Origin of the sequence: Streptosporangium minutum (assembly GCF_002149035.1) — a bacterium.
In the GTDB taxonomy this organism is placed as follows: domain Bacteria; phylum Actinomycetota; class Actinomycetes; order Streptosporangiales; family Streptosporangiaceae; genus Streptosporangium; species Streptosporangium minutum.
In genome coordinates this window covers 1-14,066 of the sequence record NZ_NGFP01000098.1, presented here as the reverse complement: position 1 = coordinate 14,066, position 14,066 = coordinate 1, and the positions used below count along the sequence as shown (strand labels likewise).

General features: G+C 72.9%; 12 protein-coding genes and 1 pseudogene. 4 read left to right on the top strand and 9 right to left on the bottom strand.

Annotated elements, in window-relative coordinates:
- Positions 1 to 10: 10 nt before the first annotated feature.
- The gene (locus CA984_RS21420; protein ID WP_086575109.1) at positions 11 to 1,843 is read right to left on the bottom strand and encodes a dynamin family protein; all 1,833 of its coding nucleotides are present in this window, start codon (positions 1,841 to 1,843) and stop codon (positions 11 to 13) included.
- Positions 1,840 to 1,977, bottom strand: a complete 138-nt coding sequence (locus CA984_RS46350; RefSeq protein WP_165781349.1) for a hypothetical protein — start codon at positions 1,975 to 1,977, stop codon at positions 1,840 to 1,842. Before CA984_RS46350 ends, CA984_RS21420 begins: the two co-directional genes overlap by 4 nt.
- A 200-nt stretch (positions 1,978 to 2,177) precedes the next feature.
- On the opposite strand from CA984_RS46350, the gene CA984_RS21410 reads away from it, so the two are divergent.
- Positions 2,178 to 2,726 carry an RNA polymerase sigma factor gene (locus tag CA984_RS21410; protein WP_086575105.1) on the top strand — a complete coding sequence of 183 codons (549 nt, stop codon included), beginning with the start codon at positions 2,178 to 2,180 and terminating at the stop codon, positions 2,724 to 2,726.
- A gap of 5 nt (positions 2,727 to 2,731) precedes the next feature.
- Here CA984_RS21410 and CA984_RS21405 read toward each other — a convergent pair whose 3' ends face one another.
- The 4 genes from CA984_RS21405 to yczE form a co-directional block, all read right to left on the bottom strand.
- The gene (locus CA984_RS21405; RefSeq protein WP_086575103.1) at positions 2,732 to 3,706 is read right to left on the bottom strand and encodes a nucleotide exchange factor GrpE; all 975 of its coding nucleotides are present in this window, start codon (positions 3,704 to 3,706) and stop codon (positions 2,732 to 2,734) included.
- Between the two features lie 88 nt (positions 3,707 to 3,794).
- Complete coding sequence (locus tag CA984_RS21400; protein ID WP_086575101.1) at positions 3,795 to 4,049, bottom strand: hypothetical protein; 255 nt, start codon at positions 4,047 to 4,049, stop codon at positions 3,795 to 3,797.
- Between the two features lie 112 nt (positions 4,050 to 4,161).
- Positions 4,162 to 5,922 carry a glycoside hydrolase family 15 protein gene (locus CA984_RS21395; protein ID WP_086575099.1) on the bottom strand — a complete coding sequence of 587 codons (1,761 nt, stop codon included), beginning with the start codon at positions 5,920 to 5,922 and terminating at the stop codon, positions 4,162 to 4,164.
- A 33-nt stretch (positions 5,923 to 5,955) separates the two neighbouring features.
- On the bottom strand, positions 5,956 to 6,561 hold the full coding sequence (yczE, locus tag CA984_RS21390) for a membrane protein YczE (protein ID WP_165781348.1): 606 nt from the start codon (positions 6,559 to 6,561) through the stop codon (positions 5,956 to 5,958).
- A 75-nt stretch (positions 6,562 to 6,636) separates the two neighbouring features.
- Here yczE and yczR point away from each other — a divergent pair, with 75 nt between their 5' ends.
- Positions 6,637 to 8,070 carry a MocR-like transcription factor YczR gene (gene yczR, locus CA984_RS21385; RefSeq protein ID WP_086575097.1) on the top strand — a complete coding sequence of 478 codons (1,434 nt, stop codon included), beginning with the start codon at positions 6,637 to 6,639 and terminating at the stop codon, positions 8,068 to 8,070.
- 3 nt (positions 8,071 to 8,073) lie between these two features.
- Here yczR and CA984_RS21380 read toward each other — a convergent pair whose 3' ends face one another.
- Positions 8,074 to 8,685: a trimeric intracellular cation channel family protein gene (locus CA984_RS21380; RefSeq protein ID WP_086575095.1), complete on the bottom strand. Its 612-nt coding sequence runs from the start codon at positions 8,683 to 8,685 to the stop codon at positions 8,074 to 8,076.
- A gap of 38 nt (positions 8,686 to 8,723) precedes the next feature.
- Positions 8,724 to 10,232, bottom strand: coding sequence for a peptide MFS transporter (locus tag CA984_RS21375; RefSeq protein WP_086575093.1), 1,509 nt, complete (start codon positions 10,230 to 10,232; stop codon positions 8,724 to 8,726).
- Positions 10,233 to 10,407: 175 nt separating this feature from the next.
- Here CA984_RS21375 and CA984_RS21370 point away from each other — a divergent pair, with 175 nt between their 5' ends.
- Complete coding sequence (locus tag CA984_RS21370) at positions 10,408 to 12,243, top strand: AMP-dependent synthetase/ligase (protein WP_086575091.1); 1,836 nt, start codon at positions 10,408 to 10,410, stop codon at positions 12,241 to 12,243.
- Positions 12,244 to 12,496: 253 nt separating this feature from the next.
- On the top strand, positions 12,497 to 13,390 hold the full coding sequence (locus CA984_RS21365) for a hypothetical protein (RefSeq protein ID WP_133061732.1): 894 nt from the start codon (positions 12,497 to 12,499) through the stop codon (positions 13,388 to 13,390).
- Between the two features lie 97 nt (positions 13,391 to 13,487).
- Here CA984_RS21365 and CA984_RS21360 read toward each other — a convergent pair.
- Positions 13,488 to 14,066: pseudogene (locus CA984_RS21360) on the bottom strand (monooxygenase); the annotation flags it as partial.

Genomic DNA, 14,066 nt, shown 5'->3' with positions numbered 1-14,066 from the left:
GCGCTGTCGTTCAGGGGCCGTCTCGGTGGTGCCGCTCCCAGACGTCCTCGCAGGCGTCGCAGAGGGCCTCCGCCGCCCGCCGCTGCCGCAGGGAGAGCGGCCGGTGGGCGAGGACGCGGAACCGGGCGCCCAGGGCGGCGGCGTAGCCCGCGAGCTCGCCGCCCGGGGTCCCGGGGGGCGCGCCGAGCTGGGTCGCCAGCTCGGCGCCGGCGAGCAGGGTCTCCATGGCGCGCCGGTCGTCGGCCGGGACCATCGGGGAGGAGCGCAGGGTCTCGACCGAGGCGGGATCCACGGGGATCGGGGGGAGCGGGCCGCCTCGCTCCGGAGTGTCCGGGCCGGGCCCCTCGTCCAGGGCCGTGGAGACCAGGTCCTCCAGGACCGTCAGCACGTCTCTGGCCCGGTGCCCGCCGGTGCGGCCCTCGCTCATCATGGCGAGGGTGCGCCAGCGCATCGACGCCGCCGTGGCCGCGGCGGCGATCTCCTCCCGCGAGGCCCCGGCGGGCAGGCCGAGCTGCTCGGCGGGGTCGTCGTGGCGGGCCAGGAGGAGGAGCTCGGCGGTCATCTCCTCGTTCAGCACCAGCGTCCCCCGGCCGAGGGCCTCGGCCGCGGCGAAGATCCGCAGGCCGCCCAGGGCGGTGGCGATCGGCCGGTTCTCGTCGAGCTGGGCCGCCAGCGCGTCCAGGGTCGAGCGGTCGGAGCCCATAGCGGGCGAGCGGGCGATCCGGCGGAGCCGGGTCAGGGCGTCGAGCGCCTTGAGCTGGTCGGCGCGGCGGGCGAAGTGGGCCAGGCCCGCCGCCACGGAGCCGGTCGCGGCCTGTCCTGCCGAGGCGTATCCCGAGCGTTCCAGCAGGTGGGCCGCGAGCCGGGCGGGGTCGGGGGCCTCGCCCCGCCGTAGCGCGCCGATCGCGGTGGCGATGCCGTAGCGGTGCAGCCGCTCCACCAGCCGCTGCCGTATCCCGGCCGGCACGGGGAGGTCGGGCGCCGTGCGGAAGTCGTTCAGGTCCAGGAGGTAGTCCTCCAGGTCGTCCTCGTCGAGCTCGGCCAGGCGCGACAGGGCCTTGACCTCCTCGGCGTCCAGCGGGCACGCGCGCGCGGTCTCGGCCAGCAGGCCGATCACCGGGACCACGTCGAAGACGGAGGTGCGCAGGTCCCGGTAGCCCTTGGCCGCCAGCCGCCGCGCGGTCGGCCAGGGATCGTCCTCGTCGCCGCGCCGGTCGACCTGGCCCAGCACGGCGAGGGTGTTGACGCAGCTCATGCCGCACGCGTCGGTGAGGCCACGGAACTCGGCGAGGGCGTTGTCATCAAATTTCTGGACATAACGCAGCACGTAGATCATCGCCTGTGCGCGGTCGTCCTCCTCGCCGGAGCCGAACAGCATGCTCCTGGCGGCCCGCTCGTTGGCGGCCGTCACCGTGTTCATGCCGGGGGTGTCGATGATGGTGACCGTGCGCAGGGACGGCAGGTCCAGCGTGACGCGCAGACGCCGGATGCGGGCCACGTCGACGCCGAGGTCGGCGGGGAGCCGGTGGCCGGGCAGCAGCCGGGAGTGGGCCACGCCGCCGTCCAGGAGTTCGACGGTGACGCGGCCGTCGTCCTCGCCGTACTCGTACTGGGTGACCACGAAGGTGCACTCGCCCGCGTCCACGGGTGCGACGGGCAGCCCGAGCAACGCGTTCACCAGGGTGGACTTGCCGCTGCTCACCGCGCCCGCCACCGCGACCCGCAGCGGCGCGTCGAGGCCGGCGCGTACCTGACCGACCCGCTCGCGCAGCTCCGTGCCGGCCAGCCTGGCCGAGGTGGTGTCGCACAGGCGGCGCAGCAGCTCCGCCGGGCCGGCCCTCACGCGGCACCGCCGGAGAGCGGATCCTCGCGGTGGACGAGCGGGTCCGGGCCGTGGACGGGGAGGCCCGGACCGGGCGGCGGACCGGGCAGCAGGGAGAGGTCGCCGCCGTCCGATGAGAACGTCTGGTCGAGCATGTTCCGGTACTCCTCCTCGGTCGGTTCCGGGATCGTCCCGAAGAGGAGTCGACGCAGCTCAGTCAGGCCGTCTGACTCCTCACGAGAAGACCCGAGGTCCGAATTGTCACGGTCCAATATCATGACGAGTCACCTCATGCCGGATGATCGCGCGGCGTGGTGTCATTGGCTGATTTCCACCCCGGGAGGATGTGTGGCCGATGACGAGCGCGTCGCTGAGCAGTACCGCCGAGGACGAGAGTCTTCTCGTCGCGGCAGCGCGGGCGGGTGACGAGCGGGCCTTCGCAGAGCTGTGGTCGACCGCGCGGCGCCAGGCCTTCGGCGTCTGTTACCACCTGACCGGAAACCGCGCCGACGCGCTCGACGCGCTGCAGGAGACGCAACTCGCCGCGTGGAAGGGACTGGCCTCCTTCGAGGGCAGGGCGTCCTTCCGGTCGTGGGTCCTCGTCATCGCGCGCAACGCCGCCCACGCGGTGGTCCGGCGCCGCTCTCCCGGCGGGGTGCTCTTCGCCGAGATGGCCGAGGAGTCGGTGCTCGCGGCCCCCTTCGAGGACACCGTCGCCCAGCTCGCCGACCTGCGCCGGGCGCTGGCCACGCTGCCTGCCTCCCACCGGGAGGCGCTGCTGCTGTGGGCGGGCGGCCTCACCTACGAGCAGGTGGCGGCCTCGCTGGAGGTGCCGCTCAACACGGTGAGGGCCTGGATCCACCGGGCCAGACGGCGGCTTCAGGCCGGGCTCGCCGGCGGCTGAGCGCCTCACGGCGCCGTCCCGGCTCCGGGCGCCCCGTGCCGGTAGACGACGACCTGCGGTACGCGGATCACACGGTCGCCGTCGGCATACCCCCGCTTGACGGTCTCCGCGACGACGTCGTGCAGCTCCGGCCGCTCGGTCGGCTCGGTGCCGAACGCCTCGTGCGCGCGCGGGTCGAAACGCTGCCCGTCGGCCACGATCTCCCGGACCCCGGCCCGGTTCAGCCCGTCCAGCAGTGTGCCGGCCAGCCGGGGATGCCGCTCGGCGATCTGGTCCCGGCAGCCGATGCAGGCCTCCACCAGGGCCTCACGCCCCGGAGGGCCCTCGGCGAAGAGGCGCTCCACCTGCTGGGCGAGCGCCTGGCTGATCCCGCTCCCGGCGACCTCCGCCAGCGCCTCGGCCATCGGGCCGGACGCGGCGGGGGCGGCCCGCCGCGGCGGCGCCCCGGAAGTCTCAGGCGCCCCGGACGGCGCGTGCGACACGGTGCAGGACGCGTGCGGTGTGGCCGGCGTCCCCAGGACCGTTTGCGGCGCGTGCGGTACGGCAGGCGGCGCCTGCGGGGCCGGGGGAGGCGGGTGTGGCGTGGGCGGTGCGTGCGATGGGGCAGGCGCCCGCGGGATCACGGAGCCCGAGGGCTCCGGCAGGGCGGGCCCGCCCTGCCACGTGGCCGGGGCGGGCGGCCGGTTCCGCCGCCGGAGGTGGAGCCCGGCGGCGGCCGCGACGACGGATCCCGACGCCAGCGCGAGAAGCAGCGGCAGCGGCAGCGGCAGCGGCAGCGGGAGGCCCCCGCCGGCCGTTGCGGCCTGGTCACTGCTGGTCTGCGGGGGCCGGACGCCGTCTCCGGCCGAGCCGCCGGCCCGGACGGGCGCCGACGGCGTCGTGGCCGCCGTCCCCTCGCCGGAACCCGCCACCGGGCCACAGCCGGTCACCGTCAGGCAGGCCAGGAGCAGCAGGGGCAGGAGCCCGCGTCGGTCTGTCATCGATCGTCTTCCTCGTCGGCGGGCCCGTGTGACCCGAGTCCGGGTTCCCCCCTGGTGAGATCACACGGGCGCGTGCCGGATCGTGTGATCAGGCGGTCGGGAAGGGCCCCTGGGTCTGGGTGTAGTCGGAGACCCCGTCACCGTTGACGTCGACCCGGGCCTCGTCGACGTAGCCGTCGCCGTCGTTGTCGAGGTAGACGATGTCGGTGACACCGTCGCCGTCGACGTCGTAGCGCTCCTCGTCGGCGATGCCGTCCCCGTCGATGTCGATCAGCTGGGCGTCGGCGCTGCCGTCGCCGTCGTAGTCGATCAGGTCCGTGGAGGTCACGTCGAAATCGCTCATTTTCGATCCTTTCGAATGGTGTTCGTCAGGGGAGAGTCGTGGCCGCGACGGATTGTTGCACCGGGACCGGAGAATTCTCGCCGGGCGTCCGCCCGGGGACCGCGCCGCGGCCTCAGCTCAGCGCGCGGGCGGTGTGGATCAGCGGAACGTGGCTGAAGGCCTGCGGGAAGTTGCCGACCATGCGGCCGTAGCGGGGGTCGTACTCCTCGGCGAGCAGGCCGACGTCGTTGCGCAGGGACAGCAGGTGCTCGAACAGCTCGACCGCCTCGTCCTTGCGGCCGATCATCGACAGGGCCTCGGCCAGCCAGAAGCTGCACGCCAGGAACGCGCCCTCGCCGCCGGGCAGGCCGTCCACGTCGTTGTCGGAGGCCACCGGATAGCGCAGCACGAAGCCGTCGACCATCAGCTCACGCTGGATCGCCTCCACCGTGCCGATCACGCGCGGGTCGTCCGGCGGCAGGAAGCCGACGATCGGGATCAGCAGCAGGGCGGCGTCCAGCTCGTGCGAGCCGTACGACTGGGTGAAGGTCTGGCGCGTCTGGTCGAAGCCCTTGTCGCAGATCTCGGCGTGGATCTGGTCGCGCACCTCCTTCCAGTGCTCCACCGGGCCGGTGCGGCCGAAGTTCTCCACCTGCTTGACGGCCCGGTCCAGGGCCACCCAGCACATCACCTTGGAGTGGGTGAAGTGGCGGCGCGGGCCGCGGACCTCCCACAGCCCCTCGTCGGGCTCGTCCCAGTGCCGCTCCACGTATTCGATGAGCTCGCGCTGGATGGTCCAGGCCCGATCGTCCGGCTCCATGCCCGACACGCGCGACAGGTAGAGGGCGTTCATCACCTCCCCGTAGACGTCCAGCTGGAGCTGGTCGACCGCGCCGTTGCCGATCCGGACCGGCCGGGAGTCCTCGTAGCCGGGCAGCCAGTCGAGCTCCAGCTCCGTCAGCCGGCGCTCGCCCGACACGCTGTACATGATCTGCAGGTCCTGCGCCCGGCCCGCGATGGCCCGCAGCAGCCATGCCCTCCAGGCGCGGGCCTCGCCCAGGTATCCGCCGCCGATGAGGGCCTCCAGCGTCATGGTGGCGTCGCGCAGCCAGCAGAAGCGGTAGTCCCAGTTGCGGACCCCGCCGAGGTCCTCGGGCAGGGAGGTGGTGGGGGCGGCGACGATGCCCCCGGTGGGCTCGTAGGTGAGCGCCTTGAGGGTGATGAGGGAGCGGACCACGGCCTCGCGCCACGGGCCCTGGTAGGTGCACTGCTCCACCCATTCGGCCCACAGCGCCTCGGTCTCGGCCAGCTGCTCGAAGGGGTCGATCTCGACCGGCCTGGACTCGTGAGAAGGGTGCCAGGTGAACACGAACGCCAGGCGCTCACCGGCGGAGACCCGGAACCTCGCCTTGTGCGCGTAGTCGCCGCCCTGCAGGGGGACGGGGGAGTGCAGCCACGCCGAGTCGGGCCCGCCGACGGCCTGGAGCAGGCCGTCGGTGCGGCGCACCCAGGGCACGATCCGGCCGTAGTCGAAGCGGATGCGGATCTCGGTGGCCATCTCCACCGTGCCGGACACGCACTCCACGATCCTGACCAGGTCGGGGTTGGCCTGCCGCGCGGGCATGAAGTCGGTCACGCGGACCGTGCCGTCCGGGGTGTCCCACTCGCTCTCCAGCACCAGGGACTCGCCCTTGTAGTGGCGCCGGGTGGCGGCGGCCCGCCCGTTGTCGGCCGGGCCGAGCCACCACTGCCCGTTCTGCTTGTCGCCGAGCAGCGCCGCGAAGCACGCCGGCGAGTCGAACCTGGGCAGGCAGAGCCAGTCGATGGCGCCGTTCCGCCCGACCAGGGCGGCTGACTGCATGTCTCCAATGAGAGCGTAATCTTCGATCCGCATGTTCTTGACGCTAATGCCTCCGGCGGCCGCCGCTCAGCCCTTGGGGCGCATCCGCGGCATGAAGAACTGGGTCAGGGGCCCGATCGCCAGGGCGAACACCACGGTGCCGATCCCCACGGTCCCGCCGAGCAGCCAGCCGATGGCCAGCACCGTGACCTCGATGATCGTACGGGCCGTGCCGATGGACATGCCGAGGCGGTTGAGGCCGGTCATCAGCCCGTCGCGCGGACCCGGGCCCAGGCCCGCGCCGATGTAGAGGCCGGTCGCCGCGCCGGTGGCGACGACGCCGAGCAGCAGGTAGGCCCAGCGCGCGGCCAGCGGCTCCGGGGTCGGGGCGAGCCACATGACGGCGTCGGCGAACACGCCGAGCAGGACGACGTTGCTGACGGTGCCGATCCCGGGCTTCTGCCTGAGCGGGATCCACAGCAGCATGACCAGGGCTCCCACCAGGATGATCCAGGTGCCGATCGACAGGCCCATGTGGATGGACAGGCCCTGGTGGAACACGTCCCAGGGGCTGCCGCCGAGGTGCGACTCGATCTGCAGGCCGATCCCGGCTCCGTAGAGCGCCAGGCCCGCGTAGAGGCGCGTGAGCCGGCTGGGAAGGGAGCCAAGAGTAGGGAGAGAAATTTCGCTCATAATGGCCTTAATCATCCAGGCCATTGGCCTGAACCAAAAGGGCCAATCATGGAAAGTGGCCTTATAGTGGCTGGTATGGACCGGTATCTGAGCGGGCTCCAGCTCGCCCGCCTCGTGGCGATCGACCCCGCCACCAGGCCGTACTACAGCGCGCTGGCCGGGGCCGTGCGATTGCTGATCCTCGACGGCCGGCTGCCCGTGCGGATGCGCGTCCCGGCCGAGCGGCACCTCGCCGAGGCTCTGGGCGTCAGCCGGACCACCGTGACCGCCGCCTACGACCGGCTCCGCGAGCAGGGATACCTGGAGAGCAGGCAGGGGGCGGGGAGCTGGACCGCGCTGCCCGACCCGGCCTCGATGGGCGCGGAGAACCCGTGGATCGCCTCCAACGACGACGGGCTGCTGCCGCTGCACGCCGCCGCCCCGCTCGCGCCCTCGACGCTCGCCCCGGCGGTCGCCTACGCCGCCGAACACTACCAGCGCCACGCGTTCGGCATCGGCTACGACCCGCTCGGGATCGCGCCGCTGCGCGAGGCGATCGCGGCCCGCTACACGGCCAGGGGGCTGGCCACCCGGCCCGAGCAGATCCTGGTCACCACGGGGGCGCAGCAGGCGCTCCACCTGCTGGCCGCGATGTTGCTCCCGCCGGGCGACGCGATCCTGCTGGAGTCGCCCACCTACCCGCACGCGATGGACGTGGTGAGGATGCGCGGTGGCCGGATCGTCCCGGTCGGCGTCCCCGACGACGGCTGGCATCTGGACCTGCTCACCTGTGCGATGCGCCAGTCGGCCGCCCGCCTCGCCTACCTGATCCCCGACTTCCAGAACCCGACCGGGCACCTGATGGACGACGCCATGCGGGCCGCCCTGGTCGGTGCCGCCAGGCGGTACGGCACCACGCTGATCGTGGACGAGACCTGGAGCGAGCTGGCGATCGACGAGGTGCCCAAGGCGGCCCCGCTGGCCGCCTTCGACACCGACGGGCGGGTGATCAGCATCGGGTCGGCGTCCAAGCTGTGGTGGGGCGGGCTGCGCATCGGCTGGATCCGCACCACTGCCGCCATGGTCCGCCGCCTGGCCGTGCTCCGCGCGGGCGTGGACATCGCCAGCCCGCTCCTGGAGCAGCTCGCCGTGGCGAGGTTGTTCGAGGACATCGAGGAGACCAGGGCCGAGCGCCGCCGCACCCTCCGCGCCTCCAGGGCCGCCCTGGTGGCGGCGGTGCGGGAGCGGATGCCCGACTGGGACTTCACCGTGCCCGGGGGCGGGGGCTCGCTCTGGGTGCGGCTGGCGGGCCCGTCGGCCACCGCGCTCGCCGACGCGGCGAGCTGCCACGGCGTACGGCTCGCGCCCGGCCCCTGGTTCGGCGTGGACGGCACGCTGGAGGGCCGGCTCCGCCTGCCCTTCACCCAGCCGCCGCAGGTCCTCACCGAGGCGGTGGAGCGCATCGCCGAGGCCAGGGTCAGGGGGCCGTACGGCGTCCGTCCCGCCGAGCCGCTCACTCCCGCCCTGTGAGGCCTACTCCGGGGTGACGCCTCTGGCCAGCGGCGCGCGCAGCCGCAGCCGCATGGCCGCGATCCGCAGGCCGAAGGCGAGCACGGCGGCGGCCAGCGTGGCCGGCCAGCCGTGCAGGTCGACGGTGTAGAGCACGGCCATGACCGCCGAGCCGAGCATGGCGGGCACCGCGTAGAGCTGGCGGTCGTAGAGCAGGTTCGGGATCTGGCCGGCGAGGATGTCGCGCAGGATGCCGCCGCCGACCGCCGTGGTGACCCCGAGCAGCGCCCCGTGCAGCGGGCTGAGGCCGAAGTTCATCGCCTTCTCGGTGCCGACCGCGCAGAACAGGCCCAGGCCCGCCGCGTCGAGCACGTCCACGGCGGGCATCACCCGCTGCACGTGCGGATGCCAGAAGAACACGATCACCGTGGCGGCGATCGGCACGAGCACGTAGCCGGTGCTGGAGAAGGCGGCGGGCCGTACGTTGAGGATCAGGTCGCGCAGGATCCCGCCGCCCAGGGCCGTCATCTCGGCGAGTACGGCCATGCCCACCACGTCCAGCCGTTTGCGGACGCCGACGAGGGCGCCGGAGAGGGCGAAGACGAAGATTCCGACAAGGTCCAGCACCTGGTTCACTGATGAATCATCCCATGACCGGCTCTATGCGCTCTCCGTCAGTGTGACGGTGGCCCCGCCCCCACCGCGTTCTCGTGGTGCTCGCGCATCATGGCCCGGAGCCTGCCGACGGACGCGAGCAGCGCCAGACCCGCCACGACGGCGATCGCCGCGAGCGTCAGGAAGTACGCGGGATCCGACATGTAGTTCTTCAGGCGGCCCGTCTGCCCGCCCACGGCGTCGCCCACCGAGACGGCGATGAACCACACCCCGAGCATCTGGCCCTTGAACGCCTGGGGGGCGAGCTTGGTGGTGACCGACAGGCCGACCGGGCTCAGCGACAGCTCGCCGAAGACCTGGATGAGGTAGACCAGCACCAGCCACCACACCGAGATCCTCCCGCTCTCGGCCAGCCGGGCGGCCAGGGCCATGACCACGAAGCTCAGGGCGATCATGAACAGCGCGAAGGCGAACTTCTGCGGAGCGGTCACCCGGTTGCCCAGCCTGACCCAGAGCGCGGCGAAGACCGGCACGAAGATCATGATGAACAGCGGGTTGAACGACTGCGTGGTCGCGGACGTGATCCGGACGCCGAACAGCGACAGGTCGGTCCTGTCCTGGGCGAAGAACAGCAGCACCGTCGGGGCCAGGTCGTAGATCATCCAGAAGACGGCGGCGGCGATGAACAGCCAGATGTAGGCCTTCATCCGCGAGCGCTCGTCGTCGGTCAGGTTGTGGCTGCCGAACAGGACGTAGGCGAAGTAGGCCACCGGGACGACGACGATGATCACCGTCACCACCAGTGCGAAGGTGTCGAGGTCGAAGGTGCCCGAGGCCACCCAGGCGGCCAGGGCGCCGGCGATCACGGCGGCGGCGGCGAGGGCCGACAGCACGAAGTGCCGGTGCTCGCGCGGGGTCAGCCGGTGGCCGGGCTCCTCGCCCACGCCCCTGAGGTGGCGGCGGCCCAGCACGTACTGGACCAGGCCCAGCGCCATGCCGACCGCCGCCGCGCCGAAGCCCAGATGCCAGCGGTTGTCGGCGGCGAGCCAGCCCACGATGATGGGGGCGATGAAGGCGCCCAGGTTGATGCCGAGGTAGAAGATGGAGAACCCCGCGTCCCTGCGCGCGTCGTCGTCCTCGGGGTAGAGCTTGCCGACCATCGCGGAGATGTTGGGCTTCAGCAGCCCGGTCCCGATGATGATGAGAAGCAGGCCCAGGGCGACGAAGATGCCCGTCCTGACCGGGATGGCCATGCTGATGTGGCCGCACATGATGACGAAGCCGCCCCACAGCACCGCCCTGCGGGCGCCGAGCACGCGGTCGGCGACCCAGCCGCCGGGCAGGGCCACCAGATAGATGAGCGCGCCGTAGATGCCGACGATCGCCTGGGCGGTCTGCTGCGTCAGGCCGAGGCCGCCCATGACCGGGGAGGCGGCCATGAAGGTGGCCAGGATGGCCCGGAGGCCGTACCAGCTGAAGCGTTCCCACATCTCGGTGCCGAACAGCGTGGCCAGGCCCCGCGGATGTCCGAAGAAAGTCTTCTCGCGAGCGCCCGTCCCCGATGTCATGTGGCCCCCCGGCGTCATCATGTGATCGGGTTCTAACTCTACGTACAGGTCCCGGCCGGGGGTGAGGGAGGTTGTGCATTGTGACGCTTCTTCTCGGGCGCAGGGGCTTGTCCGGGGCAACGCCGTGTGGTGCGATGCATGCCACTCATGCAAGTGAGCACTTTCAGGAGGCGTCATGACCGGTGTCCTTGAAGAGCGTGCGGCGATCGAGCGGGAGATCGCGGGCCGTACCGTTTGCGAGCAGTTGGCGGAGACGGCGGAGCGCAACCCCGACGCTCCGGCCTACTCCGACCCGGTCGACGGGGGCTGGGCCACCCTCACCTACGCCGAGGCCCGGCAGCGGGTCCTGGAGATCGCCGCCGGCTTCGTCGCCCTCGGGCTGCGGCCGGGCGAGGCCGTCGCGCTGATGATGGTCAACCGCAGCGAGCACGTGCTGGCCGACCTGGGCGCCGTGCACGCGGGCGGCGTGTCGTGCTCGGTCTACGCCACCTTCGCCCCGGACCAGGTGGCCTTCGTCGCCGGCGACGTCGGCGCGAGGATCGTCGTGCTGGGCGGGCCCGCCGACCTGGCCAGGTGGGAGCCGGTGCTGGACGGGCTCCCCGGGATCTCCAAGATCGTCATGTTGGAGGGTGCCCCGTCCGGCGACCGCTTCCTCGGCTGGGAGGAGTTCCTGGCCCTGGGCCGCGCGCGGCTCGCCGAGGACCCCGCCTCGATCGAGGACCGCTGGCGGGCCGTGACCGCCGGCGACACCCTGACGGTCCTGTACACCTCGGGCACCACCGGCAACCCCAAGGGCGTGCCGCTGACCCACGCCAACGTGTTCTTCGAGGTGGCGGCGACCAGCCGGATGGTCTCGCTGCCCGACAGGGGCACCCAGATCTCCTACCTCACCTACGCCCACATCGCCGAGCGGGTGCTCAGCCTCTACCTGCCGCTGTTCAAGGTCTCCCACACCCACTTCTGCACCGACCTCGCCCAGCTCGGCGCCACCCTCGGCCAGGTCAAGCCGGTGCTGTTCTTCGGCGTCCCGCGCGTCTGGGAGAAGATGATGGCCCGCCTGCAGGCGCTGCTGGCCACCCAGCCGGAGGAGCAGCAGGAGAACGTGCGCACCGCCATGGCCGCCGGTCTCGCCCACGTCGAGGCCAGCCAGTACGGGCGGACCCCCTCGCCCGAGGTCCAGGCCGCCTACGAGCAGGCCGACGCCGCGCTGCTGTCGATCATCCGCTCGATGATCGGCCTCGACAACGCGGCCTGGCTGGCCAGCGCCGCCGCCCCGATGCCGCTGGAGGTCCAGCGCTTCTTCGCCGGCCTCGGCATGCGCGTGATCGACGTGTACGGCATGACCGAGACGACGGGCGCGTTCACCGCCAACGCCCCCGACCGCTTCAAGCTCGGCACGGTCGGCCAGGCGGGCCCGGGCGTCGAGGTCCGCATAGCCGAGGACGGGGAGATCCTCACCCGCAGCCCCGCCAACGCCGGCGGCTACCTGAACCGGCCCGAGGCGACCGCCGAGCTGCTGGACGAGGACGGCTGGCTGCACACCGGCGACGTGGGCTCCATCGACGAGGACGGCTTCGTCCGCATCGTCGACCGCAAGAAGGAGCTCATCATCACCTCCGGCGGCGAGAACATCTCACCGGCCAACATCGAGAACTACCTCAAGGAGCACCCCCTCGTCGGGCAGGCCCTGGCCTACGGCGACGGCAGGCCGTACCCGGTGGCGGTCCTCACCCTCGACGGCGAGGTCGCCCCCGGCTGGGCGCAGGGCCGCGGCATCGAGTTCACCACCCTGGCCGACCTCGCCGGGCATCCCGACGTCCTCAAGGTCGTCGAGGCCGCGGTCGCCGCGGCCAACGACAAGCTCGCCCGCGTCCAGCAGGTCAAGCGCTGGCGCCTGCTGCCGGCGGAGTGGACGGCCGAGACCGAGGAGCTCACGCCGAGCCTGAAGCTCAAGCGCCGGGTCATCCACGCCAAGTACGCCGAGATCATCGACGGGATGTACGACAGCTAGACGTACCGGCCGTGGACGCCGGTGACGGCGGCCCGGTCCGGGGATCTCGAAACGGGCGAGGGCCTCGCGGCGGGCTGCGAGCCGGCCGGGACTCGCATCGGCCGGAGGCCCTCATCGCCCGCCGTGACGTCCCGCCGGCCGGGCCGTCCCCACCTGGGGCGTCGCATCGCCGGCGTCGCTCGGGCGGCGTTTTGCCCAACCAGACGTGTGTCGTCTCCTCGGTCATTACCGGGTGGTTCCTAGCCTCCTACCCATGACCATGAGAGTCCTTCTTCCCGTCCTGGCGGCGGGAGCCGCGGCCCTGCCCGCGGGGGCCGCCGCCGCCCTGCCGGTGCGGGCCGAGCCGCCCGCCGCCGTCAGGGACCTGGCGATCCGCTCCATAACCCTGGACCCCGAAGCCCCCGTGGTCGGACCGTCCGACACGGTGCGCCTGGTGATCGAGGTGGTCGCCCGCGGGGTCTCGGGCCCGCAGGGGATGACGGTCCAGGTCGAACCGGGCGCGCCGCCCGAGTCCGGGACGGGCCCTCTCCCCGGGGCCGGGGTCCAGACGGTCTCCGAGCCGTTCTCCGAGCCGGCCCAGATCCCCGTGCCGCCCGCCCTGACGTACCTCACCCCCGTGGGGCCGGCCGGCCGGGCGCCTGCTGCCCCCGGTCGCGCCGGTCGCCGGCACGCGACCGGGCCGGCCGCGCGTGCCGCCCGGGAGTGGGAGACCTGGCGGTTCAGGCCGGAGAAGAGGCTGAGCCGCTGGTACCCCGCCGGGCGCTGGACCGTCGCGGTGACCGCCAGGGGGGCGGACGGCGGCACGGTCACCGAGTACGCCGGGTTCTGGCTGAGACGCGAGGCCAAGTTCAGCGCCGTCCAGGCGGTCAGGAAGGCGACGGGGGTGGAGGTCAGAGGGGTGCTCAACCGGGTCGACCCGCAGGGCTACCTGGACTACGCGCCCTTCCCCGGCCAGACCGTCGAGATCCTGCACCGGATGACGGAGCAGGAGGAGTGGACGGAGACGGCCGAGGCCACCACCGACCTGCAGGGCCATTTCCTCCAGACCGTGACGGGTCGCCGGGGAGGCGAGTGGCGGGCCCGGTTCGCGGGGACGGCGCACTACGCCCTCAGGCACAGCCGTGTCCACGAGGCCTCCCGCGAGTGACCCCCGATCATCGGCCGCTCCCGGGCCGGGGGCGCGCCGCCGGGTCCGGAGCGGCGCGTGCCTCGCCGCGCTCAGGCGCGTGCGTGCGTCGCCGGGCTCAGGCCAGCGCGTGCACCGCCGCGCCGAACAGGGCGGGCAGCCGCTGGGCCGCGGGGACGATCAGCCGCGCGGACGCCCGGTGCCGGCGAGTCTCCAGAAGAGCACCGGTGAGCAGCCGGTGGCGCCGCGACAGCCGCAGCCAGGCGCCCTCGTACGCCTGCGGAGCCCCGGCCCGCAGGCAGCCCACCAGGGCCTGCGCGGACAGCAGGGCGAGCGACACCCCCTCGCCGGTGAGCGCGTCGGTGTATCCGGCGGCGTCGCCGACCAGCAGCACCCGTCCGGCGACCCGGGCGCGCACCCGCTGGCGCAGCGGACCGGCGCCGCGCACCGGAGTCGCGGCCGGTCCCTCCAGCCGGGCCAGGAGGTCCGGGAAGTCCGCCAGGTGCTCCCGGTATCCCCGGCGCCGGGAGCTCAGCACGGCCACGCCGACCAGGTCGTCGCCCACCGGGGTCACGTACGCCTCGCCCTCCGCGGCCCAGTGGACCTCGACGAAGTCCGTCCACGGCGCCACCCGGTAGTGCCGCCGCAGGCCGTACCGGCGCGGGCGGCGGTCGGGCAGCTCCAGCCCGAGCAGGGC

Bases quoted from the DNA above. Each gene is read 5' to 3' on its own strand.
- CA984_RS46350 (WP_165781349.1), bottom strand. From the start codon at position 1,977: ATGCTCGACCAGACGTTCTCATCGGACGGCGGCGACCTCTCCCTGCTG.
- CA984_RS21410 (WP_086575105.1), top strand. From the start codon at position 2,178: ATGACGAGCGCGTCGCTGAGCAGTACCGCCGAGGACGAGAGTCTTCTC.
- CA984_RS21405 (WP_086575103.1), bottom strand. From the start codon at position 3,706: ATGACAGACCGACGCGGGCTCCTGCCCCTGCTGCTCCTGGCCTGCCTG.
- CA984_RS21400 (WP_086575101.1), bottom strand. From the start codon at position 4,049: ATGAGCGATTTCGACGTGACCTCCACGGACCTGATCGACTACGACGGC.
- CA984_RS21395 (WP_086575099.1), bottom strand. From the start codon at position 5,922: ATGCGGATCGAAGATTACGCTCTCATTGGAGACATGCAGTCAGCCGCC.
- yczE (WP_165781348.1), bottom strand. From the start codon at position 6,561: ATGAGCGAAATTTCTCTCCCTACTCTTGGCTCCCTTCCCAGCCGGCTC.
- yczR (WP_086575097.1), top strand. From the start codon at position 6,637: ATGGACCGGTATCTGAGCGGGCTCCAGCTCGCCCGCCTCGTGGCGATC.
- CA984_RS21375 (WP_086575093.1), bottom strand. From the start codon at position 10,232: ATGACATCGGGGACGGGCGCTCGCGAGAAGACTTTCTTCGGACATCCG.
- CA984_RS21370 (WP_086575091.1), top strand. From the start codon at position 10,408: ATGACCGGTGTCCTTGAAGAGCGTGCGGCGATCGAGCGGGAGATCGCG.
- CA984_RS21365 (WP_133061732.1), top strand. From the start codon at position 12,497: ATGACCATGAGAGTCCTTCTTCCCGTCCTGGCGGCGGGAGCCGCGGCC.